Origin of the sequence: Dyadobacter sp. CY356, from assembly GCF_021440195.1 — a bacterium.
In the GTDB taxonomy this organism is placed as follows: domain Bacteria; phylum Bacteroidota; class Bacteroidia; order Cytophagales; family Spirosomataceae; genus Dyadobacter.
Genome location: NZ_JAJTSZ010000007.1, coordinates 1 through 25952 on the forward strand (window position 1 = coordinate 1; position 25952 = coordinate 25952).

At 40.0% G+C, this 25952-nt stretch carries 14 protein-coding genes; 4 read left to right on the forward strand and 10 right to left on the reverse strand.

Annotated elements, in window-relative coordinates:
* The first annotated feature begins 174 nt into the window (after positions 1-174).
* The gene (locus tag LXL81_RS21055) at positions 175-963 is read left to right on the forward strand and encodes an SDR family oxidoreductase (RefSeq protein ID WP_234648741.1); all 789 of its coding nucleotides are present in this window, start codon (positions 175-177) and stop codon (positions 961-963) included.
* Between the two features lie 51 nt (positions 964-1014).
* Here the strand turns inward: LXL81_RS21055 and LXL81_RS21060 are convergent, their stop codons facing one another.
* The 8 genes from LXL81_RS21060 to LXL81_RS21095 all read right to left on the reverse strand — a co-directional run bounded on the left by LXL81_RS21060 (position 1015) and on the right by LXL81_RS21095 (position 17831).
* Positions 1015-1491 (reverse strand): hypothetical protein, encoded by a 477-nt coding sequence (locus LXL81_RS21060; protein WP_234648742.1) that lies wholly within the window; start codon positions 1489-1491, stop codon positions 1015-1017.
* Between the two features lie 93 nt (positions 1492-1584).
* The gene (locus LXL81_RS21065) at positions 1585-3942 is read right to left on the reverse strand and encodes a carboxypeptidase-like regulatory domain-containing protein (protein WP_234648743.1); all 2358 of its coding nucleotides are present in this window, start codon (positions 3940-3942) and stop codon (positions 1585-1587) included.
* 29 nt (positions 3943-3971) lie between these two features.
* Positions 3972-4997: a DUF4249 domain-containing protein gene (locus LXL81_RS21070; RefSeq protein WP_234648744.1), complete on the reverse strand. Its 1026-nt coding sequence runs from the start codon at positions 4995-4997 to the stop codon at positions 3972-3974.
* A 4-nt stretch (positions 4998-5001) separates the two neighbouring features.
* Entirely contained in the window at positions 5002-6336 is a 1335-nt protein-coding gene (locus LXL81_RS21075) for a hypothetical protein (RefSeq protein ID WP_234648745.1), read from the reverse strand.
* Positions 6337-6424: 88 nt separating this feature from the next.
* Positions 6425-9775: a VCBS repeat-containing protein gene (locus LXL81_RS21080; protein ID WP_234648746.1), complete on the reverse strand. Its 3351-nt coding sequence runs from the start codon at positions 9773-9775 to the stop codon at positions 6425-6427.
* A 70-nt stretch (positions 9776-9845) separates the two neighbouring features.
* Positions 9846-13181, reverse strand: coding sequence for a VCBS repeat-containing protein (locus LXL81_RS21085; protein ID WP_234648747.1), 3336 nt, complete (start codon positions 13179-13181; stop codon positions 9846-9848).
* A 129-nt stretch (positions 13182-13310) separates the two neighbouring features.
* Complete coding sequence (locus LXL81_RS21090; RefSeq protein WP_234648748.1) at positions 13311-14780, reverse strand: RagB/SusD family nutrient uptake outer membrane protein; 1470 nt, start codon at positions 14778-14780, stop codon at positions 13311-13313.
* A gap of 81 nt (positions 14781-14861) precedes the next feature.
* Positions 14862-17831, reverse strand: coding sequence for a SusC/RagA family TonB-linked outer membrane protein (locus LXL81_RS21095; protein WP_234648749.1), 2970 nt, complete (start codon positions 17829-17831; stop codon positions 14862-14864).
* 539 nt (positions 17832-18370) lie between these two features.
* Here LXL81_RS21095 and LXL81_RS21100 point away from each other — a divergent pair.
* Entirely contained in the window at positions 18371-21355 is a 2985-nt protein-coding gene (locus LXL81_RS21100) for an FAD-binding and (Fe-S)-binding domain-containing protein (RefSeq protein ID WP_234648750.1), read from the forward strand.
* Between the two features lie 2 nt (positions 21356-21357).
* Here the strand turns inward: LXL81_RS21100 and LXL81_RS21105 are convergent, their stop codons facing one another.
* Positions 21358-22602, reverse strand: coding sequence for an MFS transporter (locus LXL81_RS21105; RefSeq protein WP_234648751.1), 1245 nt, complete (start codon positions 22600-22602; stop codon positions 21358-21360).
* A gap of 63 nt (positions 22603-22665) precedes the next feature.
* A complete protein-coding gene (arfB, locus tag LXL81_RS21110; RefSeq protein WP_234648987.1) occupies positions 22666-23073 on the reverse strand; it encodes an alternative ribosome rescue aminoacyl-tRNA hydrolase ArfB in 408 nt (135 codons plus the stop codon).
* 303 nt (positions 23074-23376) lie between these two features.
* On the opposite strand from arfB, the gene LXL81_RS29120 reads away from it, so the two are divergent.
* Both LXL81_RS29120 and LXL81_RS21120 read left to right on the forward strand, forming a co-directional pair.
* Positions 23377-24714 (forward strand): DUF6600 domain-containing protein, encoded by a 1338-nt coding sequence (locus tag LXL81_RS29120; protein ID WP_304488680.1) that lies wholly within the window; start codon positions 23377-23379, stop codon positions 24712-24714.
* A 171-nt stretch (positions 24715-24885) separates the two neighbouring features.
* Complete coding sequence (locus tag LXL81_RS21120) at positions 24886-25905, forward strand: GntR family transcriptional regulator (RefSeq protein WP_234648752.1); 1020 nt, start codon at positions 24886-24888, stop codon at positions 25903-25905.
* Positions 25906-25952: the final 47 nt, after the last annotated feature.

Below are 25952 nucleotides of genomic sequence, written 5' to 3' on the forward strand. Positions count from 1 at the left end.
GCGTTTGAACTGTTCACTGAATATTCGTCTTGGACGAATATTCAGTTTTGTACTTTTTTTGGAATTAGATTTTGAATTGCTCATGTTTAATTGTCCGTTTCAGGGCAACCTATTTCAGGCAATCACAACTCCTCAACATTAACAATTCACCATTAATAATTAACCATTAAAAATATGAATCTTGACTTAACGGGGAAAACGGCCATTGTTTGCGGAAGCACGCAGGGAATTGGATATGCTACAGCGGTTGAACTGGCACTTATGGGAGCAAACGTCACACTGATGGCCAGAAAGGAAGAATCGCTACGAGAAGTAGTGGAAACTTTGGATACTTCATTAAATCAGCTACACCGCTATATAGTTGCTGATTTTTCGGACAATGAAAACGTAAAACATGCCATTGACGAATATCTGAGACTTTGCCCGGATGTTCATATTCTTATCAACAATACGGGTGGCCCCGCCGGCGGACCGATCATTGATGCAGAAACAGATCAATTTATAAAAACTTTTCAGATGCATGTGGTTAATTTCCAGATCCTGGCGCAGGCAATTGTGCCAAGTATGAAAAAAAACGGTTTTGGACGAATTGTTAATATTATCAGCACTTCTGTTAAGCAACCTATTGTTGGTCTTGGCGTTTCAAATACCATCCGCGGAGCGGTTTCCAGCTGGTCAAAAACGATGTCGCTGGAACTTGGACCTTTTGGTATTACTTCCAATAATGTCCTGCCAGGGTTTACTAAAACTGCCCGTTTAAATGCTGTTTTGGATATGCGCAGCGAATTCCAGGGAAAATCGGTTCAGGAAGTTTCAGATCAGATGGAATCTACAATTCCGATCAGAAGATTCAGCGAAGCCTCGGAAGTAGCCGCTGCTGTGGCTTTTTTATGCAGTCCGGCAGCCGGCAGTATAAGCGGGGTCAATTTGCCTGTGGATGGCGGTAAGACGGAGAGTATGTAGGATTTTCACCTCCCGGTAATCAAATTTACGAATTTTATTACCGGGAGGTAATTATTTAAAGGTCAGCCATCGATCACCCATCGTGTTGTAATAGGTTAAGCCACCTACAATCTTTTTGTTTTTATACAAATTTACAGCAACTCTGGAAAGCAAATTCGGAGAAGCGACAATCAAAAAATACTTCCCTTCAAGCTCTCCCTCTGACGAAGGTAAATTTACATAATCCACAGGATCCGGATCTTTGTCAACAGATACTTCAAATGTTTCATTGAGTTTTATTTTTGAATCATAGATATATACCTCTGCCTTCAATGTATTGTTATCCTTTTTTGTAAAAGTTATTATTGACTTAGCCGGATTTAATGAATCAGAACCAAAAAACTCTTTTGTCTTGGAGTCTAAAATAACGTATTTAATTTCATGCTCACCAACAAATCTGGTTGTTAAATCTACTGGTGGATCCTGTTCTTTGCAGGATTGAAATACAGTCAATGCCAGCAGTAAAAATATCAGTTTTAAATTTTTCATGGCGGGATTTTGAAACGGTTAATTAGTTGTCACCTAAAATACAATTTATTATAACTAACGAAATAAATATTTCAATTATAACTTTCGCCAGATTCAAAAATAATATTTCCAGTTAATCGACGGAATAATTGTACCGAAAACAGACAAACGATAGCTTACCAGGCGTGTTCCTGACTGCTTAAAATAAACCGAATACGGATTTTTTCTTGCGTAAACGTTATAAAAGGAGAAGGACCAGATTGCGTAACGTTTCTGATCAATTTTTTTACGGGTATCATTTGTAAAAGAAATATCCATTCGGTGATAATCCGGAATTCTATCCTTATTTCTTAAAGAATAATCTTCAACAACCACATCATTGAGATGATAAGTACCATCAGGAAAAGTGAGCGGACGGCCTGTGGTATAAACGAAATTTGTGCCGAAAGTCCAGCCTCTCCCCCATTTCCATTGCGTTGAAATGGAAATGTTATTAGGTCTGTCAACGGTAGAAGGAAACCAGTCGCCTTTATTAATCTGGTCGCTTGGGAAAGCAGAATTAACCCTGACAAATGTGCGGCTGTAAGTGTAGGAAATCAATCCTGTTATTATTCCTTTTGTTTTCTGAATACTGAATTCCACTCCGTATGCTTTTCCCCGGGTTGAAAGAAGATCTGTTTCAAGTGTTTTGTTTAGAAGTAAATTCGCTCCGTTTTTATATTCTACAAGATTTTGCAGCTTTTTGCTATATACTTCAACCGAAGTTTCAAACATATTATCCTGAAAATTCCTGAAATACCCAGCTGCGATCTGGGTGGAAATCTGGGGAGGAACAAAGTTGTCTGCAAGTTTCCAGAAATCAACCGGAGAAATCGCCGTTGTATTAGAAATTAAATGAATATACTGTCGCGTTTTGGTGTAACTCATTTTAAAAGAGCTGGTTTTACCTGCATTAATGCGAAGCGATAACCTTGGCTCAAATCCACCGAAACCTGCGATCTTTTTTCCTTTTCTATAAGAAAGTGTATCAGTAATAGATTCTGCGCTGCGCGAAATACCTGTTTGGTATTGGTAAACAGTTCCCGGACCTACATTATTAAAATTTACATAACGAATTCCGGCATTCATCGAAAGCCAGCGAACGGGATTCCATTCGTCCGAAAAATAGATCGCTTCTTCCAGTGCCTGCTCCTTTTCAAGATTTATGGTGGTAACATTTGACCCGGAAACCGGAGAGAGATTTCCAGGTGACAGTCCATAACGAGTTATACTCAAACCGGTTTCAATTTTATGAGCTGGCAGTGGTGACCACAACAGTTTTAAGTGACCGTCATACTGATTAATTCCTGATATAAATTCATATTCATTGGTGGGCGCGATACCATCAAGAAAGAACTTGTAGCGGCTCATGATGGCACCGATTTGAAAGGAAAGTGCACTGGTCAATAGTTTGTTCCAATTAATCCTAGCTGTGGTTGATCGCCAGCCATAAGTTGTATCTCCGGGAAATTTAAACGAATCCTTACTATTATAAACAGTGGCTGAAACTATACTATTAGGTGAAAATTCATAAGAAAGCCGGCCATTGATATCAAAGAAAAACGCCCGGTTTTCGTTTGTGGGTGCCGGAAACCGTTTAATCAGAAAATTGGGATAAGCGATTCTGCCGCCGGCCAGAAAAGTTAGTTTCTTATTTTTTGTGATGGGTCCATCAGCCATCAGACTGGCTGTCATCAAACCAACACCTGTTGTCAGATTAATCCGTTCTTTATTTCCAGACCGGGTGTTAATTGCTAGTAAGGAAGATAGTCGGCCTCCATATGATGCTGGAATATCACCCTTGTAAAGTGTAACATCCCTGATAGCATCCGCATTAACATTACTAAGAAAACCTAATAAATGAGAAGTATTAAAAAGTGGAGCTCCATCCAGTAAAACCAGATTTTGATCTGTCCTTCCCCCCCGGACATTAAAACCGGCAGTTCCTTCTCCAACCGTGCTGACGCCGGGCTGTAATGTCAAAGCTTTGATAACATCCACTTCTCCAAAAACGACCGGAATATTTTTCAGGTTCTTCATATCCAGTTTGGTAACACTCATCTGGCTGGATTGTACATTTTCGTCTGGTGCTTTTTCTTTTACTGTCAACTCCTGTAACTGCCGGATTTCCGGAAAAAGATTGATCTCTAATCCCGACAATATCTCCCGATACGTAATTCTTTGATTTTTGGAGAAGTAACCTACTGAAGAAAAAGTGACGAGTTGTTCTCCTGCTTTTAAACCCAAATTAAAATTCCCCAGACTATCGGTAATTGTAGCCGCTTTTGAGTCTTTGGAAACAACCGAAACATGAGGAATTCCTTTTCCGCTCACATTATCCAAAATTCGGCCTTTCAAAATCCAGTTTCCCTGGCCATAAACAGGAACCACCAACAAAAACGTATAAATCAGAAAAATTTCTGATATTATCATTCGGTTGTATGTTTTAAAACAATTTTCCATTACCAGCTCGGTGGTGAGAGTTGTCCTTGGCTATATACCCGTTGGCAGTTCCCTTGTTTTATAAAAACGTTATCATACTTGATTTCCAAACGGGCCAGATTTAAGGTATCGCCAGGAATGATCAGTCGTTTTTTACTCACAGCCGATGAGCCAAAATATCCGAGCGCAAGAGTAGCTGGATCACCTTCAAGATGTACATTCCCCTCAATAGATGCAGGAAGTGGATCGAAGAGTGATCCATTTCTTTTTCGCTGTTCTTCGAATTTCACCCAAAACTGATAAGCAGATTTGGTAAGTGAATATTGACTGATCTCAATGTAATGCCGACCCACATAATAAATCGGAGAAGAAAAAACGGGTCGTCTGCTGATCGAATTTCCATTGATCAGTATATCGGATAAAACATCTGTGTCAGTACCATAACTTGGTATCCAGCACCATTTGCAGCATATACTCATACCCACGGGCTCGCCGGTAGAAACTCTTGGAATGTATCCATAACCTGACCAACGGTAATAATTACCCGTAGTTGCCGGATCTTTGGTATCCAGTAAAACATCATAATGATCCGGATTGTATACATCTCCTTCCGCCCGGCTACGGTATTCAGCATAAATCCGCTCTATCGCAGGAACGTCATTTAGCATATCCGGTTCTGAAACATAACTTTTTCCATCTGCAAGTTGCACGCGCAGCTGATAACTTTTTCCAGGTTTTCCCTGAAAAGTAGTATCCCGCATCCAAAAAAATAAAGGAGTTACCGCATCTTGTTCCAACACCACAGTCCGTCCGCCGATTTCGGTAATACTTACTATTGCTCCATCAACAGGAATTTCATTTTGACCGTAGATCAATGAATTGTATTGTCCGGTATATGAAAGTTTGACTGTGTAAGGTCCCGCCTCATTGGTTATCAAGCCCTCCACCACGAGCCTGGATTCGACGGACCTTGCCGGAAGCTGAACCTCATCGACGCAGGAAAATAAAAAAAGAACAAATACAATAAGTAAAACGGGTCTTATCATCAATTTACGGATTAAATTCCCAGAAATCAGTACATCCAACTTGCTGCTTTATAGCCGATCCTTCCACTGTTCTTGTTTCATAACCCCAGCCTATATAGGCTTTGTTTTTGTCAGATAATGCAATCAGGTAACGGTTACCTTGACCGGGATATTCGGAATGATAGGTCCAGCTATTTTTCGCAGGATCGTATTCCCACAAATCTCTTAAACCATTCCCTTCTTTATCCGAACCTAAACCAAAATAACCTTTTTTATTAGCAGAAAATCCTGTTCCCTCAGTCCTTGCAAGTCCGGGAAAATCAGATTTTCGTTCCCACTTATCTGCAACCGGGTCATAAGCATACAAATGAGGTACCAGTCCCTGAACCTGGTTTACGACATAACCAATTTCATTGAGTGTAAAAGCGGCTAATTTCCCGGTCTTTTCAGGCAAAGGCTGACGATCTTTTCTATCCCAGGTAACTTCCATTGATTCCATTGCACCGGTAAAATCTTCTTTCAGCATAAATACCTGATCAAAAGTCAGAAAGAATTTTACACGCCTGTCAATACCTGTGAACAGGGGAAATACAACACTTGCACTTTGGCCAGCATAAGTTATGCTCGGCGTCCACCAGAAATCATTAAGATATGCTCGTTTTTCAGGCAAATTTTCATCTGTTATATAGCCAAAACCAATAAAAGCTAATTCCCGCCCACCTTCCTGTCCTAAGGGAAAGGCTACTGCATCATGTCTTGGAAGAGGAAGACTACTCTCCGAACTCAACCATTTTCCGTTATATCTTAATATATCCCAATTGGTATCGTCCTGATATCGATATACGGCAATCTGAGAATTGAATAGCGGGGAAATCATGGCCGCTCCTGTAAAATCACCTGAGTTTACAGGGGCATGATCTAACTTTTTCCAAGCCGTAGTTTGTTTTGCTACAAAATTCCTTGCGATGCTTATATTGGTTTTTTGTTTGTCTTTATAACTCAGGGTAAGTGTATAATCTTCGCCTGAGGTTAACTGGCTGGCAGCATAATTTCTAAGATTGAAATTTCCTGTTATACCATTTGTTCCCGCACTAAGCAGAATCGAAGACCCATTTTTGGATGTAAGTGTTATTTTAAAATCCTCAGTAAATTCTTCCGGAAATTTTAATTCAATAATGGCATCGGAAGCACTTGTACCTTGAAAAATTGAAACAATTGAAAACGGTACAGTTATTTTCTCAGTTACACCAGCAGGTGCAAAAGTTTCCTTACAGCCCGAGATGATAGACGCAATGATCAACACACACAACCATTGCCGGTGAAAAAAAACGCTCGGAATATGACTTGTGAGAAACCGCATAAGCGAAATTCAATTATTGAGCATCACAGAATTTGAATTGCTTTTTCTTTTTTTAACAAAGAGAAAACCACTTACTAGTTACTTGTTTTTATAAGATAGGTTTAATAATTGTCAACGGTGAATTATTCCTGGCTACCAGCCATATCGGTCCATTTTTTGTTTTTAAAGACTTGATATCACGAATTTCTCCATCAAGTCTGAAACCTGTTTCAACTGGTGAAAGTGACTTAAAATTCCCTTTTCCCTGATTGACCAGTACCAGGCCATAGCTGGAATCGTAGCGACCCTGATAAGAACTCACACCCCAATAATTTCCTCCACCCAGAATATCGGGTTTGCCGTCACCATTAATGTCAGAGATTGCGAGTGTAAACAATTTTGAAACCTGCGCTGCCCATGGAAGATCATGCACAATAAATCCGCCATCCCTGTTTTCCAGATAAACTGACTCAAATTTATCGACCTCCATGCGTTTGGCGTCTTTTAATTCTTCTGGTTTAAAAATCTGGTCAACCGTTTTGCCGGCGTAGGATTTATAATCCGTAAATCGTTTGTTAATAATGGATGGTATGCGTTTGCCCAGTTCGTCTTTGAAAGCAACAGGATACCAGGACTTATCAACACTGTAAGCTAAAACCTGTTCAAGTCCCAGGTTCGTATCGAAATCTTTTACCCACATTTTCAAATGAGAATCGGGGCGTTTTTGAAATTTATTATTGTTTCCCAGATTACCAACAACAAGGTCTATATCTCCATCATTATCAAAATCAGCAGCACTTACACATTGCCAAAAACCAGAAGGAGCTGTATATTTTCCCGCTTTATCCTGTGTCAATGTTCCTTTGTTATTGAGGAAAACAGTGACTGGCATCCAGTCACCCACCACAACCAAGTCATTTTGTTTGTCTCCATCTAAATCAGTCCAAACCGCGTCGGTAACCATTCCGACATTTTTCAGACCAGGTGCAAGTTTATCCGTTTTATCAGTAAAATGGCCCTTCCCATCATTGACTAAAAGGTAAGAATTTGGTGATATCCCATATTTAAATCCTACTACACGTCCGCCAACGAACAAATCGAGATCACCATCGCCATCCAGATCAATAGGTTTAACACAACTTTTGTTATCAAACATGGGAGGTAACGCATTTACATCTCTTTTGAAATTACCTTTTCCATCGTTAAAATAAAGCCGGTCAAATTGCTGGGGCATTTTATCATAGAATTCATTTCCACCGGAAACCACGTATAAATCATTGAAGCCATCTTTGTTTGCATCAAAAAACACAGCCTCAATATCTTCGAAAGTAGAATCCGCTCTAAAATCTGTCTGTGGACTTAGCTGAAACTTACCATCCCCTTTTTGAATGTAGAGTGAGCCTATCTGCCATTTTGCTCCGCCAACATAAAAATCTTCCAAACCGTCTCCATTGACATCCGCAACTGCGATTTTTGGCCCTTCCGAGGAAATTAAAAACGGCATCAAACTTTCACGATAAAAATCAAAGTAACGGTTTTCTTCGTGTTTGTACGGGATTTTGAATTGACCGGTAACATCTTCGAACAATTTGTTATCTGGTTTTCTAACAATCCACGGACCCACCGGTTCTGATAGTTTTCCAGAGCCGTCATACTTTATTTTTAGAAGTTGATTGGTTTTTACCTGCGTTAAAACCTGCATTTTTTGGTTTGGCCAAACAACAATAAGACTATCCAGTACCTTTTCCTTTCCAGTACCAAAGTGGATCAAAGGCTCACTTGACGATTCAAATCCCCTTGTGCTGGACAATTGCTGCATTTGCAAACCGGACTTTGTTTTAACAACAACTTTTGCACCAATGGCAAACGTATTGCCTGGATAACCTTCCAGTTTTACACGCAGATAACCCGTCTCCCGCTGCTTGTTTGCCTGATTCTGATAAAAGATTGAAGGTTCGTTCAAATTATTGGTTATCAGATCCAGATCTCCATCATTATCCAGATCTGCATAAGCTGCACCGTTAGCAATATTTGGTATTTCAAATCCCCAATCAAGTGATTTATTTTGAAATTTTAAATCCTTCGTTCCTTTGAAAAGATAATTGTGCGTTTTTCCCTCCGGCATCATGGTCAACGCCTTTTTATCAAGCTCCATTGAAGTTTCCGGGGCATAACGCAAGGAATCGTCGGCGGCATATTTTGCATAATCAAGATTATTTGGACGGTGGGCAATACCATTGCTGATAAACAGATCTTTAATCCCGTCATTGTCATAATCCGCTAAAAGCGGCGACCAGCTCCAATCTGTGGCCGCGACGCCAGCCGTTGCCCCAACTTCCATAAAACCTTTTCCTGACATATTGATCTGCAGACAGTTGCGGCTCAGCTGGGGCATGTATCCAAATGATAACTTATACAGATAAATATCCAGTGGATCTTCCCCAATGGATGATTTTTCAATTGTTTCATCTTCCGGATACATATCCAGTGTCATGATGTCCGGGAAGCCGTCATTGTTAACATCGGCAATATCATTGCCCATGGAATAACGGCTGGTATAGCGTAGCATTTCGCTGCTTTTGTTAGTAAATGTCCCGTTCCCATTATTTATGTAGCAATAATCATCTTCATGAAAATCGTTGGACACGTAAATATCATCCCAACCATCATTATTTAAATCAGAAACGGCGATACCCAGACCGTAACCCATAGCCGCACCGTAAATTCCGGCTTTTTCACTGACATCTTTAAATTTAACCGGCTTTTTAGAATCAGCTTTGTGATCACTGATCTGGCTTTCATACAAATAATCCCCAGCTTCATTATTACGAAGATGACGAGTACTAACCCTATCATAACTTCTGGAAGTATGAACAGCATGATTTAACAAATAACAGTCAAGATCGCCATCTTTATCATAGTCAAAAAAAACAGCCTGGGTGGAAAAACCGGTAAAATCGAGGCCATAATCTGCTGCTTTTTCAGTAAACGTAAGATCACCGTTATTGATATAAAGCTCATTTGCGCCTTCCATTCCGCGAAAGTTACCTACGGCTGAAACGTAAATATCAAGCAAACCATCACCATTAATGTCTGCCATAGTAACGCCCGTCTGCCAATCCGAAAAACCTGCAACGCCAGACTTTTCCGTTATATCTTCAAATTTGAAATTACCTTTATTGAGATACAATTTATTCTTTCCCTGATTAGATACGAAGTAGACATCTGCTAACCCGTCATTGTTAATATCACCCGTAGAAACACCACCTCCATTGTAAAAATAGAGATAGTCCATCAGATTAACTTTTTCATTATCAACTACTTTATTAACAAAGTTAACGCCGGTTAAGGTAGAGTCTTTAATTTCAAATAGCGCGTTTTCCTTACTTTTATTTTCTGATTTACATGCCTGAAAAAATAGCATTACCAGCAGAAGAACTGTCAGATTTAAATTTTTCATTTTACTTCAATACACTTGCTAATATTTATTTCAATATCAGCAAGTGCCGATACTGTCTAAACTTATTAATTTATTTTTTAGATACAGGTTTAAAAACCTGTACTCTACTATTATTTTTTCCCAATACAATCTGTCCCTGCTTTAATTGCTTCATCGTTCTTACCTGGTCCTCTGCCCAAAATCCTGATTCCGATGGTGATTTTACTTCAAAACCATTTTTAGTACCACGAAGTATCAAACCTTTCATGGCGTCATATCTTCCAATTTCCGGCAAAACGTCATAATAATTACCAGAAACAATCAGATCTTTTATTCCGTCATGATCATAGTCGGTGGAAACTATACTGCTGATCGGAGAAAACTGAGCCTGTGTGGGAAGCGGGATAAATGTGAATTTAGCTCCTTTCCCGTCATTTCTTAAAATAGCAGATTCTGCGGTAAAGACCTTTTTTATTATAGCATCATCCAGATCTTTCTTGTCAATAACCTCCTCAATTGTTTTACCAGCATATTGCTCGTACTTTACAAATTTCTTTTTCAGAGAAGGCATGGCACGTAAAAGGTCCGGTTTCATAACCATCGGATACAGCGTTCCACTTTCATCCGGACAAGTAATGATTTGTTTCATAACCCCGTTGTGGTCAAAATCTTTAACATACATTTCAACTGGTGTTTTCTGACTGGCTTTCAAACGAGAATTGAGCCCAAGATTTCCAGCTACAATGTCCAGGTCGCCATCGTTGTCAATGTCAGAAACCTCAACAGTATTCCACCATCCATTGGTTTTCTCAACTTCATTTTTTACATTTTTGAATATATCCGGCGATTGAAGTTCCAATTTATTATGTTGATTTTTAAAAATCATAACTGGCATCCAGTCACCAACCACTATTAGTTCAGGGTAAGCATCTCCATCCATATCTGCCCATGATGCATCGGTTACCATACCCAATTGTTCAACCTGCGGAATATATCTTTTTGTGTAGTTTTTGAAACTTCCGGTTCCGTCGTTTGTGAGCAGATAGCTGGCCGGATCAATTCCGTATTGCCCGGATTTTAATCTTGAACCAATAAAAATATCTTCGTCTCCATCCTTATCATAATCACCAATTGCAATACAAGATGCATTAATTTTCAGCGAGGGTAATCCAACACTTTTTGTAAAACCGCCTTTCCCGTCATTAAGATATAATTTGGGAAGTAATACCGCATCATCATCTTTGAATTCATTACTTCCTGAAACAACCAGCAAATCCAGATCTTTATCATTGTCTGCATCAAAAAATACAGCATCGGTAGCCTCTAATTCCGTTTCCTCTTCCAATATCTTAGGGGTTTGCTCTGTAAAGTTTCCGTCTTTTTTCTGGATAAAAAGTTTTCCACCCTGACCAATTGCACCGCCAATATATACATCGTCTAAACCATCCTTGTTTATGTCGCCAACTGCTAACGCCGGACCAAACCGAGAGTACATCTGTTTGATAAGAGGATTTTGATTATAATCAACATAATCCGCTTCCTTGTGTGTGAACTCAATTCCACTTTCAGGAATTTCGACAATCCTGGCCTTTCCCTTCTCGCTTTCGGGTTTCCATGGGATCATTGCGTCTTTCTGGTTGATCGTGTACATGGAATCAGCAGCTATATTTTTCATAACAGATTCCTTATCATTTGGCCACAATATCGTCACAGAGTCAATTTTAGCATTTTTACCCAGACCAAATACCAGGCGTAAATCAACAGAAGATTCAAAACCTCTGTTCGGCATTTGCTGAAGCATTTGCGTTCTTTCTTTTTGGTGCACATAAACCTTGGCTCCAATGGCATCAAGATTCCCTTGTTCGCCCCTTAACTTAAATTTGACATAATGAAAATCTTTGCGCTCATTGGATTTATTTTTATACATAAACAACTGGCTGTTTACATTATTGACCACCAGGTCCAGATCACCATCGTTATCCAAATCACCATAAGCAGAACCATTTGAGAAAGAGGGCGTTGCAAGTCCCCATTCTTCGGCTTTATTGGCAAATGATAAATTCCCATTGTTTTTAAAGGCATAATTAGCAAGTGGTTCTGACGGCATTTTGTCGAGGAACATTTTATAATCAAATGTTCTAGTTCTGCTGACTTCTGCGATATTGGAAGGGTCGGCTAGAAAAGATACGAAATCCTGATTTGTGAGATCTTTATTGATAGAATTCGCAACATATATATCCTTTTCACCATCAGAATCCATATCAAATATCAGTGCCCCCCAACTCCAGTCTGTTGCATGTGTCCCTGTAAATCTGGCAATTTCACTAAACCAGGTTTTTCCATCAGGCGCTCCCGACTGGTTTAGTTGTAAAGTATTTTGCATATACTGGTAATGAAAATCCCTGGAGACTTTCAATTCCTGTAAATCATATCCTTCGAAAGTAGACGTCAGTTTAAGTCTCCTATCCGTTGCTGGTAACATATCCGTGACATATATATCCAGCTTCCCGTCATTATTTATATCCGCAATGTCGGCTCCCATGGAAGACAAACTTGTGTGCTGCATGGCCGACTTGATAGATTCTGTGAATGTTCCGTCGTGGTTGTTGATGTAGAGATAGTCGTGTTCATAAAAATCGTTGGAAATGTACATATCCAACCAATTGTCATTATTAACATCACCAATGGTGATACCCAAACCGAAACCGATCAAGCTGCCATATATCCCGGCCGCTTCGCTGATATCCGTAAAGTGTGCTCCATCATTCCTAAATAATTTGTGACCACCTTCTTTATCGCGCTGGCTGCGTAAATTAGCATAACCCAAACGACCAACCGGCGTAAAACTGTTATTAAGCAAGAACATATCCAGGTCTCCATCCCGGTCAAAATCAAAAAACGCCGCGTGTGTAGAGTAGCCCTGGTCATTCAGCCCATATTCTTCTGCCTTTTCGACAAAGGTTCCGTTTCCTTTATTAATAAACAATTCGTTTCCTCTTTCTTCGGACCTACCCGCATTACAAACATATAAATCCAGCAATCCATCTCCGTTAACATCAGCAAAAGTAGCCCCCGTGCTCCATGATTTCGTTCCGGCTACGCCTGCTTTGTCTGTGATATCCTCAAATTTGAAGTTGCCTTTATTTAAGAAAAGCTTATTTGTCCCCTGGTTAGCGATCAGGTATATATCCGGCAGATTATCATTGTTAATATCACCAATTGCCACACCGCCTCCATTGTAAAAGTTGCGGTAATTGAAAATGTTAAATTCGTCCGTATTTGTAATTGTATTCTCAAAAGAAATCCCTGTTTCCTGCGCAGTCATTTCCTGAAACAAATAATTCTTTTTGTTTTCCTTCTTAGAACAACTAAAAGAAATTAAAACAAATACAACCCAGATTACTTGTTTGTAAGAGTATTTGATCATAAGTCGGCATCCTGTATTCATGAGTTCGGCACATAAAGTACCACAAATTTAAATTAAAACAGGAGCAAGCTTAATAAGCTCGCTCCTGTTTTAATTACTTTCAGACTTTTATCAAAGTGATTCTGAAAATTAGTATCCTGGATTTTGTTTCAAATTCGGATTTAAAGAAAGCTGCGTTGCAGGAATCGGGAAGATATTCCGGAAAGCAGGTGAAGCAGGCTTAAACTGCCAGGCTTTATTAAACTGCCCAAAACGTATCAAATCCTGACGTCTAACATATTCCCAGGCCATTTCCCAACCTCTTTCAGCAAGCATATCGTCCAGAGTCAGTTTTGTTACCGGTGGGGCACTTGCACGTGCTCTCACGATATTTACGTCTGCAATGGCTGCCGCCGTATTTCCCAAACGAAGATTTGCTTCTGCCCGTATCAGATACGTTTCTCCAAGACGGAAAAGGACAAAATCGTTATCCTGATCATTGGAAGCACCATTTCGTTGGATCTCATATTTCTGGCTTCTTGCTCCTGCTAAACGTGCAACCGGACCAGCAGGCATTTCAAAGGCTGGTATTTCCGGTGTGAAAATAAATGGTTTCCCGTCGTCAGTAAGTGCTTTTCCATCAGAAGAATACTGCTGTCCAACAATCCACATTTTCTTTCTTCCATCTGCTTCGGCAAAAGAGTTATAAAATTCCGTAGCTGTACAGTATCCGTTCCAGGGTGCCTGAGGTGTATTGTAAGTCAACTGACTCAGATAGTGCAACGTCCTCATGTTCATGTTAAAACCACCTCTCTTTGAGGCGTCAAATGGAACTGCAAAAATATTCTCCTTTGAAGATTGATTTTGCGTAGAAAAGTTGCTGAAAAAATCGGCTGATAATACGTATTTTCCAGATGCAATAACAGTATCACATTGAACCTTTGCATCTGCCCATCTTGGTGTTCCGGTATAAACTTCTGAATTCAGATAAAGTTTGGCAAGGATCATGTTTGCAACATATTTGTTCACACGCCCATAATATGCACCGCCGGCAGTTGCGCTGAGGTTGGGATAAGATTCTTTAATCTCTTTCTCGATCCACGCAGCTGTTTCAGCTCCAGTTTTTTGCGTCTGAGCATCGCCACCCACTTTTTCGGCAATAATGATATTTCTGAAATGGTCTAGCAGAATATAGTGATAGTAAGCTCTTAAAACGCGTAACTCAGCCAATGTTGCAGGTTCGGTGATATTACCTAACTGCTGATTAATGGAAGTGATACTATTGTAACACCAGGTCCACATACCATTAAACTTATCATCATCCCCGGTAGTAGTCCAGTTGTGTTCCTTCAGACGTTTCCATGCATCACCATCTTTCCAGTCACCTCCGCGGGTTGGAATTACCTGTTCGTCAGTAACCGTGTTTAATTCAGCATAACGTCCAAAATAATCACCCAAAGAACTATAAAGAGGCCCAAGCAAAGCCGCTTGCTGTGCAGCAGTGGAACCAAACTGGTCTGTTGGAATTACGTCGTATGTAGTCTCTGTAAGGTCAGTACAAGATTGGCCGGCGAGTAATAGCGCAGAGCCAAATAAAATATGCTTAAAGTTAATTTTCATTTCAATGTGTATTTATTGGTCAGAAAAAATCTTGATAAGATAAACTGTATCAAAACCAATTTATTTTTCAAAGTTTGTTAATTAAAACGTCAGGTTAACACCCAATTGGAAAGAACGTGTTTTTGGATAAATACCTGTTGCATCCAAACCAAGACTGTTTGGTGCAGAAGTACTGTTATTCAAATCTCCTTTAACTTCCAATTCAGGATCAACACCTCTATATTTTGTGATTATAAACAAGTTATTTCCACCAAGATAAATTCTAGCGTTAGTTAGATACTTATTTTCCAAAGAAATATTGTATCCAATCTGCCAGTTGTCCAAACGAACATAAGTACCATTTTCTAACCAGTAGCTTGATAAAGCATTTGTACTGAAATTAGCTGGCAACTCACTCACACTTTTCAACATGTTTGTTTCAAGAATCGAACCTGGGATTGAAAGGTTTGATCGTAAGTTGTTTAGGATTTTATTACCAAAAACACCTCTTAACTGAAAACTCATGTCAAACTTATGGAAACGGAAACTGTTTACCCAGGCGCCGGTCATGTATGGCTGAGGATTGTCCTTAAATCCAACTTGCGCATCGGCCGGGTTTGTTACAGGAGCTCCGCCATCTTTTCCCTGAAGTAACATTTGCCCTTTATCGTCAAATCCAACAAAATGACCTACGTTATTGAAAGAACCAAGTGGCAAGCCAGGAGTTAAGATAGATGCATAAACGTTTGAAAGTCCACGTCCACCAAATGCATTAAAACGAACGATACCAGAATCGAAGTCATTACTTTTAAGACTGATAATTGAGTTTTTGATGTATGACCCAACAAGACGGCTGGTCCAGTTAAAATTATCTTTTTCAATTACTGCTCCTCCAAAAGATAGCTCAATACCTTTATTACGCATTGAACCAACGTTTGCCCAGATAAAGTTTGTGAAATACTTAACACCATCCGCAGGTACGGAGTATTTGTAAAGCATGTCCTGTGTTTTCTTGTTAAACACGTCAATAGATCCGGTAAAACGTCCTTTTACGAATTGGAAATCCAAACCAAGGTTTACCTGCTGAACTACTTCCCATTTCAGGTTAGGGTTTGTATTCTGAGTAATAGCATAACCTGGAAGGAAGTTATTGATACTACCGTCATAGTAGGAAGTAGTCGGGCCATAAAGCTGTAAAGACTGATAAGGTACCAAACCTTCTGAATTACCAGTTTTACCCCAGCTCGCACGTAATTTCAAATAATTAAATGCATTTGATTTTGGAAAAAATGATTCATCAGAAATTGTCCATCCACCGGCAACCGAAGGGAATAGACCCCATTTGTTGTTTGCACCGAATTTAGAACTACCATCGTAACGCAATGTACCTGTAAGATTATATTTCTCATTAACATTTAAAGTACCGCGTCCGAAGAATGAAGCAAGCGTTGTTTTATTTTTGTAAGAGCTAACGTAAGAAGTACTAGGCAAAATCAACGATCCTGCACCAAGTCCCAGGTTATTATATCCAAGACCAGAAGCAACAAACTGAGTATTGTTTGCACCAAAACCATCATTGATAATATTCTGGTACGAATAACCTGCCAACAATGAAAAATTACTTCCTTTATCACCAAATCCTTTTACGTAGTTAGCAGTAAGTTCAAGTAATTTATCATTCACCGTCGCAAGTGCTCTTGAAGCCAAACCGTTATTAATCTGGAAAGCTTTAACCGATCTGTCTCTCGACTGACTGTTCACTTCCTGATCGTTTTTGATTGCTCCGTTTACGCCTACTGTGAAACCACTGAACAATTCATATTTCATGTTTACACCACCAACCAACACATTTTTCTCGCGTTTGAAAATTTCATTTTCCTGCATCGCCACCGGATTATTCAAATCGAAAGCACCAGGGATTTCGTAGTTTGTTCCATCTGCATTTTTCACAGGCAATGTTGGAAGGAACAAGGTAGCATTGGCAAGAATCCCACCATCAGTCAAATCAGAATTAGTATTGGTATAAGAAAGGCTGTATTGGATATTTAAACGGTTATCCATAGCTTTCTGATCCAGGTTAATTCTTCCTGTCATACGGTCGAAGCCTGTATTTTTAATTATACCATTACGGTTGGTATAGTTGATAGATCCGCGATAAGAGAATGTTGGAGATCCACCAGAGATAGCAAGGTCGTGGCTGTTCGTAACTCCTTTTCTTGAAATCTGATCCCACCAATCTGTATTGTAATTATTTCCCTGAGCATCTTTTGGGAAACGTTGCGAATCAGCAAGTGATGACTCTCCTTTTATCCGTGTTACTTCGGCAATATAACCTGGTCCGTCAAGTAATTTCAGGTTATTCGAAATTACATCCACACCTACATAGTTATTGAATGTCACCGTAGCTCTACCTGATTTACCACGTTTTGTGGTAATAATAATAACACCGTTTGCAGCACGGGAGCCATAAATAGCAGAAGCAGAAGCATCTTTCAAAACATCCATTGATTCGATGTCCGTTGGAGAGATTGTAGCTATCGGCACACCAATAATACCATCAACTACGTATAACGGATCGCTACCACCAGCCAAAGATGTGTAACCTCTTAACCGAACTGTCGGACTTGTATTTGGATCACCATTTGGTTGTGTAATTGTCAAACCGGCAACACGACCCTGAATAGCCTGAAGAGGGTTAGGATTGATCCCTGAGTTGAAGTCTTTTGAAGTCACAGACTGAACTGACCCTGTTACATCTTTTCTTTTCGCAGTACCATAACCTACAACAACCACTTCTTCAAGTGCTTTTACGTCATCACTCAACACCACGTCAATTTTAGACTGATTTCCAATGACAACTTCCTTGCTGGTAAAACCAATAAAACTAAATACCAGGGTACCATTTTTATCTGCCGAAATGGTATAATTACCATCCATATCCGAATTTGCTCCCTTGGTTGTTCCCTTTACGGTAATGGATACACCAGGTAAACCGGCACCCTTCAAATCTGTTACTTTTCCAGTGACAGGTACCTCTTGCGCATGTGTAGTACCGACAAAAGCCAGTAACATAATAAGTAAGCTTATTTGACAGCACTTATGAGACAATATTGCCCCCTGCGAATAAAATGCTTTAAAACGACCAGATAAGATCTGATCACAATAGGAAAATTTCATCATAGATAGGTTAATTAATTATTGTTTTCGCCAAAATTCACACTACCTGTCATAATATTAATTTTACTTAAAATAATGAAATATGCTCCAAATCGACATATTTGTACCTAATTTTAGAACAAATAGGAATATTAGACAAACAGTTATCGAAATTAATATAAATAGTTGAGATATTACAAATATATAATCAACAGATTTTTCTATTAATTGTAATTTAATTTAAAACGGTTACTAAATATACCAAAAGTTACTTTATGGTTAGTGCCTGAAAGTCATCACAATGGGCGTCTGTCTTGCAACAAAAGTCCAGCTTTCACCAGAAATAATTTTATATTTAAAATATTACTCCTCAAACCTTTCTATAAAAATTTCATGATTACATCAGTGGTTGTTCGTAACTTTGGAGCAGTTATTTTCAGTACCCTTTTTAGTTTATGGCACCGCATTCTTCCGTTGAAAGTTCAGATCTGCAATTATTAGCCTCACAGCTTACCGGTGATTTATTTGATGACAATACCATGCGTACTTTGTATGCAACGGATGCTTCGGCTTACCGGGAAATGCCTTTGGCCGTGGCTATTCCGAAAACACTGGATGATATTAAAAAACTGATTGCTTATGCAACCAGTCATAAGATTTCACTGGTTCCCCGGACCGCTGGTACTTCGCTTGCGGGACAGGTTGTAGGTAGCGGAATTATTGTTGATACTTCAAAGCATTTCACCAAAATTCTTGAAATTAATGCGGAAGAGCGTTACGTGCGGGTGGAACCGGGCGTTGTACGTGATGAATTGAATATGGCGCTAAAATCATATGGACTTTATTTTGGGCCGGAAACGTCTACTGCCAACCGCGCTATGATCGGTGGAATGGTTGGAAATAATTCCTGCGGATCAAACTCCGTCGTATACGGAAGTACGAGGGAACATTTGCTGGAAGTGAAAGCAATTCTTTCAGACGGTAGTGAGGTGACTTTTGCTAATGAAAGTGTAGCTGATTTTAAAAATAAACTGACAAATAATAAAGGGCAGCTTTCGCTCGCGGATAAAATTTATTCTAAAACTTTTGAAATTTTATCGAATCGTGCAAACCAGGATGTGATCAGAAAGGAATTTCCAAAACGCAGTGTAGAAAGACGGAATACGGGTTATGCGCTCGATATGCTTTTGGAAACCGAACCTTTTAAGCCATTCCCGGAAAATGATGAAAAGGCGGTTCCTTTTAATATGTGCAAACTGATAGCCGGATCAGAAGGGACGCTTTGTTTTTTGACTGAAATCAAATTAAACATTATTCCGCTTCCTCCGACTACACAAGGATTGTTATGCGCTCATTTTACTTCGATTGATGAAGCTTTGAGAGCGACCATTCTTGCATTGAAATATAAACCGCAGGCTGTCGAATTAATCGATAATTATGTGCTGGAATGCGCGGCCATGAATAAGGAGCAAAAGGCGAATGCATTTTTTGTTCAAAATACAGACGCGGGCGAATATCCGGCAATTCTGGTTGTAGACCTTTCCAGAGAAACTAAAGAAGAAGTGGAAGCACTGGCCGAAGCTTTGAGAGCCGATTTTACAGAAGCTGGTATGGGTTATCATTATCCCCTTTTATTTGGGGATGATACCAAAAAAATATGGACACTTAGAAAAGCAGGATTAGGTTTGCTGAGTAATCTTCCGGGTGACGAAAAAGCGGTCGCTGTGATTGAAGATACGGCAGTGGATGTTTATGATCAGCCTCAGTATATTATTGAATTTAATGACATTCTTAAAAAACATGGCATGTCAGCGGTGCATTATGCACATGCCGGTTCAGGAGAATTGCACTTGCGCCCGATTATTAATTTAAAGACAAAAGAAGGTCATCAGCAATTCAGAACCATTGCAGAAGAAATCGCCACGCTGGTTAAAAAATTCCAGGGCTCACTTTCGGGTGAACATGGCGACGGACGTCTACGCGGCGAATTTATACCGCAGATGGTTGGCCAGCATAACTATGAGTTGTTCAAGGAAATAAAACGGACCTGGGATCCTAATAATATTCTGAATCCGGGAAAAATCGTTGATACGCCGCCAATGGATAGCTTTTTGCGATACGAAGCGGATCATATTGTACCAGAATTTAAAACTTATTTCCGTTTCAATGATCAAACAGTTTTGCAGCATGCTGAACAATGTAACGGCTCGGGCGACTGCCGCAAAACGGAAATGAGCGGCGGTACCATGTGTCCAAGTTTCATGGCGACCCGAAATGAAAAGGATACAACGCGCGCAAGAGCCAATATTCTACGGGAGATGCTTACAAATTCTCCCAAGGAAAACCGGTTTGATAACAAGGAAATCAAGGAAGTTTATGATCTCTGTCTGGCCTGCAAAGGTTGCAAAGGGGAGTGTCCTTCCAATGTTGACGTTGCCAAATTGAAAATGGAATTTCTTCAGCATTATCATGATGAGCACGGTGTTCCGTTGCGTTCATGGCTGGTTGGGAATTTTTCGAAACTGAATGGTTTGGCCAGTTATGTTCCCTGGGCTTATAATTTGATTTATAAAAATGCACCGCTCCGGAAGATCGCAAACACCATTGTTGGTTTTCACCCGGAACGTACGATGCCGCTATTAAAAAATACAACACTTCGTGCCTGGTATGATAAAAGAGCAAAAACGAAAAAACCAGCAAGTCCGTCTGCGCGTCAGGTTTATCTTTTCTGTGATGAGTTTACCAATTTTAATGATGTTGAAATTGGAATAAAAGCGATTATGGTTTTGGAAAAACTGGGTTATGAAGTAATCATTCCTAACCACAGCACATCCGGCAGACCTCAGCTTTCGAAGGGATTATTGAAAGATGCTAAGAAAATTGCCGAAGAAAATATCCGTTTGTTAAAGGATATCATCTCTCATGACACGCCCTTGATCGGCATCGAGCCCTCTGCGATTTTAACTTTCCGAGATGAATATCCTGATCTTGTTCGGGAAGATATGGTGGAAGATGCCAAAAAACTTGCGCTTAACGCTTTGCAGTTTGATGAATTTGTTTCGAGGGAAATTGAGCTGAAACATATATCAAAAGATTCATTCAGTAAAGAAAAGCGCGTTATAAAATTACATGGACATTGTCAACAAAAGGCAATTTCCAGTATGATACCTACGAAAAAAATGCTTTCGTTACCGGAAAATTATTCGGTTCAGCTTATTCCTTCAGGATGCTGCGGAATGGCCGGATCTTTCGGATACGAAAAAGAGCACTATGATATTTCCATGCAAATCGGAGAACTGGTACTTTTTCCAACCGTTCGGAAACAGGCAGATGATGTAATTATTGCAGCTCCCGGAACAAGCTGTCGCCACCAGATTCATGATGGGACCGGACGCGAGGCGAAACATCCGGCGGAAATATTATTTGAAGCGTTGGTTTAGGATTACTGCTCTACATAATCCAGATCTTTCCCATAAGTTTCTTCCATTTTCCATAGCGAAAGTAAGGCCAGAATAAAACATACAATGCCAACACTCGCACCTGCCTGGAGAACTCCCCAGTCAGGTTTCAGGAATTGGAAAACCGGTAATGTCAAAAGTGTTGTAGCCCGGACATTGTTAGCTACGGAAGTCGTTACGGTTGCACGAAGATTGGTGCCAAATTGTTCGGCTGTGGTAGTGAGGAACATGGCAATGTAGCCAATGGAAAAACCAAGCCAGCCATAGCAGATATATAAAGTTGTTGCCGAATTGATTCCTCCATATAAAAGCACCACAACGCCGGCCAACGTCATCAACAACATGATCAAAATGGCGCTTCGTCTTGATCGCAGCCACTGACTTAGAAAACCGCTGAAAAAATCGCCGGTCACAATTCCTATATAGGTATACAGGACACAGCTGCCCGCCTGGATATCTCCCGGAACACCCAGAGCTTTTGCAAATTCATTCCCAAATGTCGCGTAGATCCCAATGACCAGATAGGTTGGAAGAGCTATTCCCATGCAGCGCAGATAGCGGATCAATTTTTCACGTTTAGTAAAAATAGTCCACCAGTGTACTGCTTTCACTTTGCTTTCAATTGCTTTTTCAAAAAGAAAAGATTCCAGAACATTAAAACGTAACACTAAAAGCACAAGTCCCATACCTCCGCCGATAAAATAAGCCGTGCGCCAATCCGTAAGTTTTACTGCAAAAAATGCCGCAATGGCTCCGGCCAGTCCGACGCTGGCAACAACTGACGCGCCATAACCACGTAAATGTTTTGGAAGAATTTCTGCAATCAAAGTGATACCGGCACCAAGTTCCCCCGCAAGTCCGAGGCCGGCTATGAAACGTAACATTGAATATACTTCCACATTATTGGTAAAACCGCAGACAATATTGGCCAGAGAATACATCAGAATCGAGCCGAAAAGTACGGAACGTCTTCCCATTTTATCTCCCCAGATTCCCCAGAAAAAACCACCGATCAACAATCCGGCTTGTTGCCAGTTATAAATTTTTGCTCCAATGGCAGAAATTTCTGCTTCCGACAACCCCAGTTCCCGCAAACTTGGGACTCTGACGATGTTGAATAACAGCAGATCATAAACATCAACAAAATAACCCAGCGAAGCCACGATGACTGGCAGGGAAAGTACAGTTCGTAGTGCAGAAGTATTGTTTGAAGCAGAAATTGAAGCCATATTTATTGATCAAAAATCTTAACGTAAGTAAAAGGAGTTGATAGTATATTAAAACAAATTCACTTAATCATCTACCGGTTTTCTTCGCATGGATTTCACCGTCGATTTTCTTTGTTTCCCTGCCAACCTTTCCAATTTAGAAGCCAGTGTCGGACGGGTTGCTCTTCTTTTTTTCTGAACGAAAAATGCCTGCTGAATTAGTTTATTGAATTTCTCAACCACCTTATCCTTATTTGCCAGCTGGGAGCGCTCCGTTTGATGATACATGACCAATATATTTTCATTCGTTAGTTTGGTACTAAGCTTTTCAATAAGTATCAGTTTTTCATCATCAGTTAGCAATGCCGAATTTGGAATATCAAACCGCAGCTCTACTTTTGTTTCTACTTTATTTACATTTTGCCCTCCACTCCCGCCGCTTCTGGCAGTTTGAAAAACGAGTTCAGTATGAAGTTTGTCAGTGTTTATCATCATTCAAATTTAAAAATGTGTTAACACGTGTTAATGTCTATACCAATATAACCAGTTTTTACGCTTTCAAATCAAATATAGTTCCGGATTAATATATATCAGGAGTAAATAGCCCATCATTAAATGACTGAAAATCAAATATTTAAATTATATTGAACAAGAATTCTTTATGAAATATAATGCACACATCATTTAAAAAGCAGATTTCACTAGATTTCCATACTTTAAACCTGATTAAACCTGTTAAATATTTTCATGTCAAACAACCGATTTTAAACACGAAAACAATTAATCCATACGGCCATGAACACCATGCATAAATTCCGGATACTGGGCTTGTCGCTTTTACTTATTGCAGGTATTTCATCCGGGGAAAAGTTACAAGCCCAGCCCGGAGTTGCTATTTCCTATCAAACTTTTTATAATGAACTGGCACCTTACGGGCGCTGGATCAATACGCCTCAATATGGTTCTGTATGGACTCCATACGTGGATGCAGGATTTCAACCTTACGCAACAAACGGATACTGGCAGGTAACAGATTATGGAAATACCTGGGTGTCTGATTACGAATGGGGTTGGGCTCCTTTTCACTACGGCCGCTGGTCATATGATGATTATAACGGCTGGTTCTGGATTCCCGGATATGAATGGGGACCTGCCTGGGTAAACTGGCGTTCGGGTGGAGGTTATTATGGCTGGGCACCGATGGGACCTGGTGTGAATATCAATGTATCCATAAATATTCCGTCGTTCTGGTGGGTTTTTGTTCCGCAGCAATATATTTCAAGCCGCAGCTGGCACAATTACTGGGTTCCCCGTGGCGGATATAATAACATCTACGGACGCACAACGATCATCAACAACTATTATCGCAGCAACAACCGGTCGTATGTGTATGGTCCGAGACGTGATGAAATTGAACGTGTAACCAGACGTCCCGTTGAAATCCGTCAGATTGACCGTGACCGCAGAGGAATTGTAATGGGTGGAGATCGTGCGAACAGCAGAGGTTATGGAAATAACGGAGGCGGTAATGACAGACCACGTTCTTATGGATCTGATAACAGAGGAAACAACGGCTACAACAACAATGGCAGAGGAGGCAGCGATTACAATTCCGGTAACAGAAATGGTAATAATGGTGGATTAAGCAACAGATCTTATTCAGGAAATGATAACCGGACGCCTGACAACCGCGTTCCTGAAAACAGAAACATGCCTGATAACAGAAATGGTAACGGACAAAATCCTTATAACCAAAATCAGCCAGGCCGTGCCAACGAACGCTCAACACCAGATCGTGGTTATTCAGCGCCGCAAAGAAATGCTCAGGAATATGGGAATCAAAGACCGCAGGATCCGTCTGTTGCTTATGGAAACCGTGGTGGTGAAGCGCAGCGTCAGGCACCGGCTCCTGAACAAAACCGTTCGCGCTCTTACGATCAGCCAGGCAATTCCGGACGTTCAGAAAATTATGGCGGACCGAATCAGGGTCAGCAAAGATCATCTGATAATGGCGCTTCGATGAGATCTAATCCATCTGAAAGAAGTAACGGCGGCGAATCAAGAGGTGGAGCAAGATCCAGTGAAGGCCAGGGAGGCGGCAGATCAGATAGAGGCGGACGGTCTCCGAGATAATTTTGAATTTGAAATATAAAAATGCTCCCCGCAAGATTTTATGGTCTTTCGGGGAGCATTTTTGGTATTTAATAAGTATATCCGGGTATCATTTTAACTTTTATTTAATGTTCAAATTTGAAGGAATTGTATTAATTTTAACATAGTTCCAAACCTAAGCATACCTTTTTGATGGAAATCCAGTTTGATATTGAGTTTAAGGAAAGTGCGCCAAAGTATATGCAGATTATCAAATCGCTGCTACTTGCTATTGGCAAGGGAAAACTGAAAAGAGGTGATAAAATACCATCAATCAATCAGTTGAGTGAGGAGTACTTACTTTCAAGAGATACAGTTGAAAAAGCCTACCGTCATTTAATCAAAGACGGCGTTTTGGTTTCAGTGCGTGGAAAAGGATATTTTATTAATCGTGTTGATATTGAAACGACTTCCAGAATACTTTTGGTTTTCAACAAGATAAGCAATTATAAAAAACAGATTTATAATGCTTTTGTTGAAAATGTAGGTCGAAACATGATCGTTGATCTGCACATTCATCACTCCAATATTAACATTTTTTCCAACCTGATAAAAAACAGTTTGGGAGAATATGATTACTATGTGATCATGCCGCACTTTTATGACAATGAAGAAGAAGCGGCAAAAATATTAAAACTGATCCCGGCGGAAAAACTAATACTCCTTGATAAGGATGTTGAAATCGATAACAGAAAACACTCAGCAGTCCACCAAAACTTTGAAAAGGATATTCTTTGTGCGCTGAATGAAGCTAACGATCTTCTTAAAGATTATAAAAAACTCATACTCGTTTTCCCGACGCTGATCCCCTATCCAAAGGAAATTATCAAAGGTTTCAGGCTGTTCTGCATACAGCAGCAGTTTGAATTCGATATTATGTTTGAAACCGAGGAAAATACCATGGTTGTCAAAGATGCGGCTTATGTTGTGATTGAAGAAACAGACCTTGTGAATCTGATTAAAAAATGCCGTGAACAACATTTGGTGGTCGGAAAGGATGTAGGAATTATTTCTTACAACGAAACGCCATTAAAAGAGATTCTTTTGGATGGCATAACGACCATTTCAACGGATCATGAGCAAATGGGAAAAACAGCGGCGAGGCTTGTTATGGAAAACAAAACAGAGGTTATCAAAAATCCATTTACGCTGATCAGAAGAAAATCGCTATAAAAAAAATGTCATTCCAGGGAATCCGCAGACGCTCTTGAATGACAAAA

Bases quoted from the DNA above. Each gene is read 5' to 3' on its own strand.
- LXL81_RS29120 (WP_304488680.1), top strand. From the start codon at position 23,377: ATGAACACCATGCATAAATTCCGGATACTGGGCTTGTCGCTTTTACTT.
- LXL81_RS21095 (WP_234648749.1), bottom strand. From the start codon at position 17,831: ATGTTACTGGCTTTTGTCGGTACTACACATGCGCAAGAGGTACCTGTC.
- LXL81_RS21085 (WP_234648747.1), bottom strand. From the start codon at position 13,181: ATGATCAAATACTCTTACAAACAAGTAATCTGGGTTGTATTTGTTTTA.
- LXL81_RS21070 (WP_234648744.1), bottom strand. From the start codon at position 4,997: ATGATAAGACCCGTTTTACTTATTGTATTTGTTCTTTTTTTATTTTCC.
- arfB (WP_234648987.1), bottom strand. From the start codon at position 23,073: ATGATAAACACTGACAAACTTCATACTGAACTCGTTTTTCAAACTGCC.
- LXL81_RS21075 (WP_234648745.1), bottom strand. From the start codon at position 6,336: ATGCGGTTTCTCACAAGTCATATTCCGAGCGTTTTTTTTCACCGGCAA.
- LXL81_RS21060 (WP_234648742.1), bottom strand. From the start codon at position 1,491: ATGAAAAATTTAAAACTGATATTTTTACTGCTGGCATTGACTGTATTT.
- LXL81_RS21090 (WP_234648748.1), bottom strand. From the start codon at position 14,780: ATGAAAATTAACTTTAAGCATATTTTATTTGGCTCTGCGCTATTACTC.
- LXL81_RS21120 (WP_234648752.1), top strand. From the start codon at position 24,886: ATGGAAATCCAGTTTGATATTGAGTTTAAGGAAAGTGCGCCAAAGTAT.
- LXL81_RS21065 (WP_234648743.1), bottom strand. From the start codon at position 3,942: ATGATAATATCAGAAATTTTTCTGATTTATACGTTTTTGTTGGTGGTT.
- LXL81_RS21100 (WP_234648750.1), top strand. From the start codon at position 18,371: ATGGCACCGCATTCTTCCGTTGAAAGTTCAGATCTGCAATTATTAGCC.
- LXL81_RS21055 (WP_234648741.1), top strand. From the start codon at position 175: ATGAATCTTGACTTAACGGGGAAAACGGCCATTGTTTGCGGAAGCACG.
- LXL81_RS21080 (WP_234648746.1), bottom strand. From the start codon at position 9,775: ATGAAAAATTTAAATCTGACAGTTCTTCTGCTGGTAATGCTATTTTTT.
- LXL81_RS21105 (WP_234648751.1), bottom strand. From the start codon at position 22,602: ATGGCTTCAATTTCTGCTTCAAACAATACTTCTGCACTACGAACTGTA.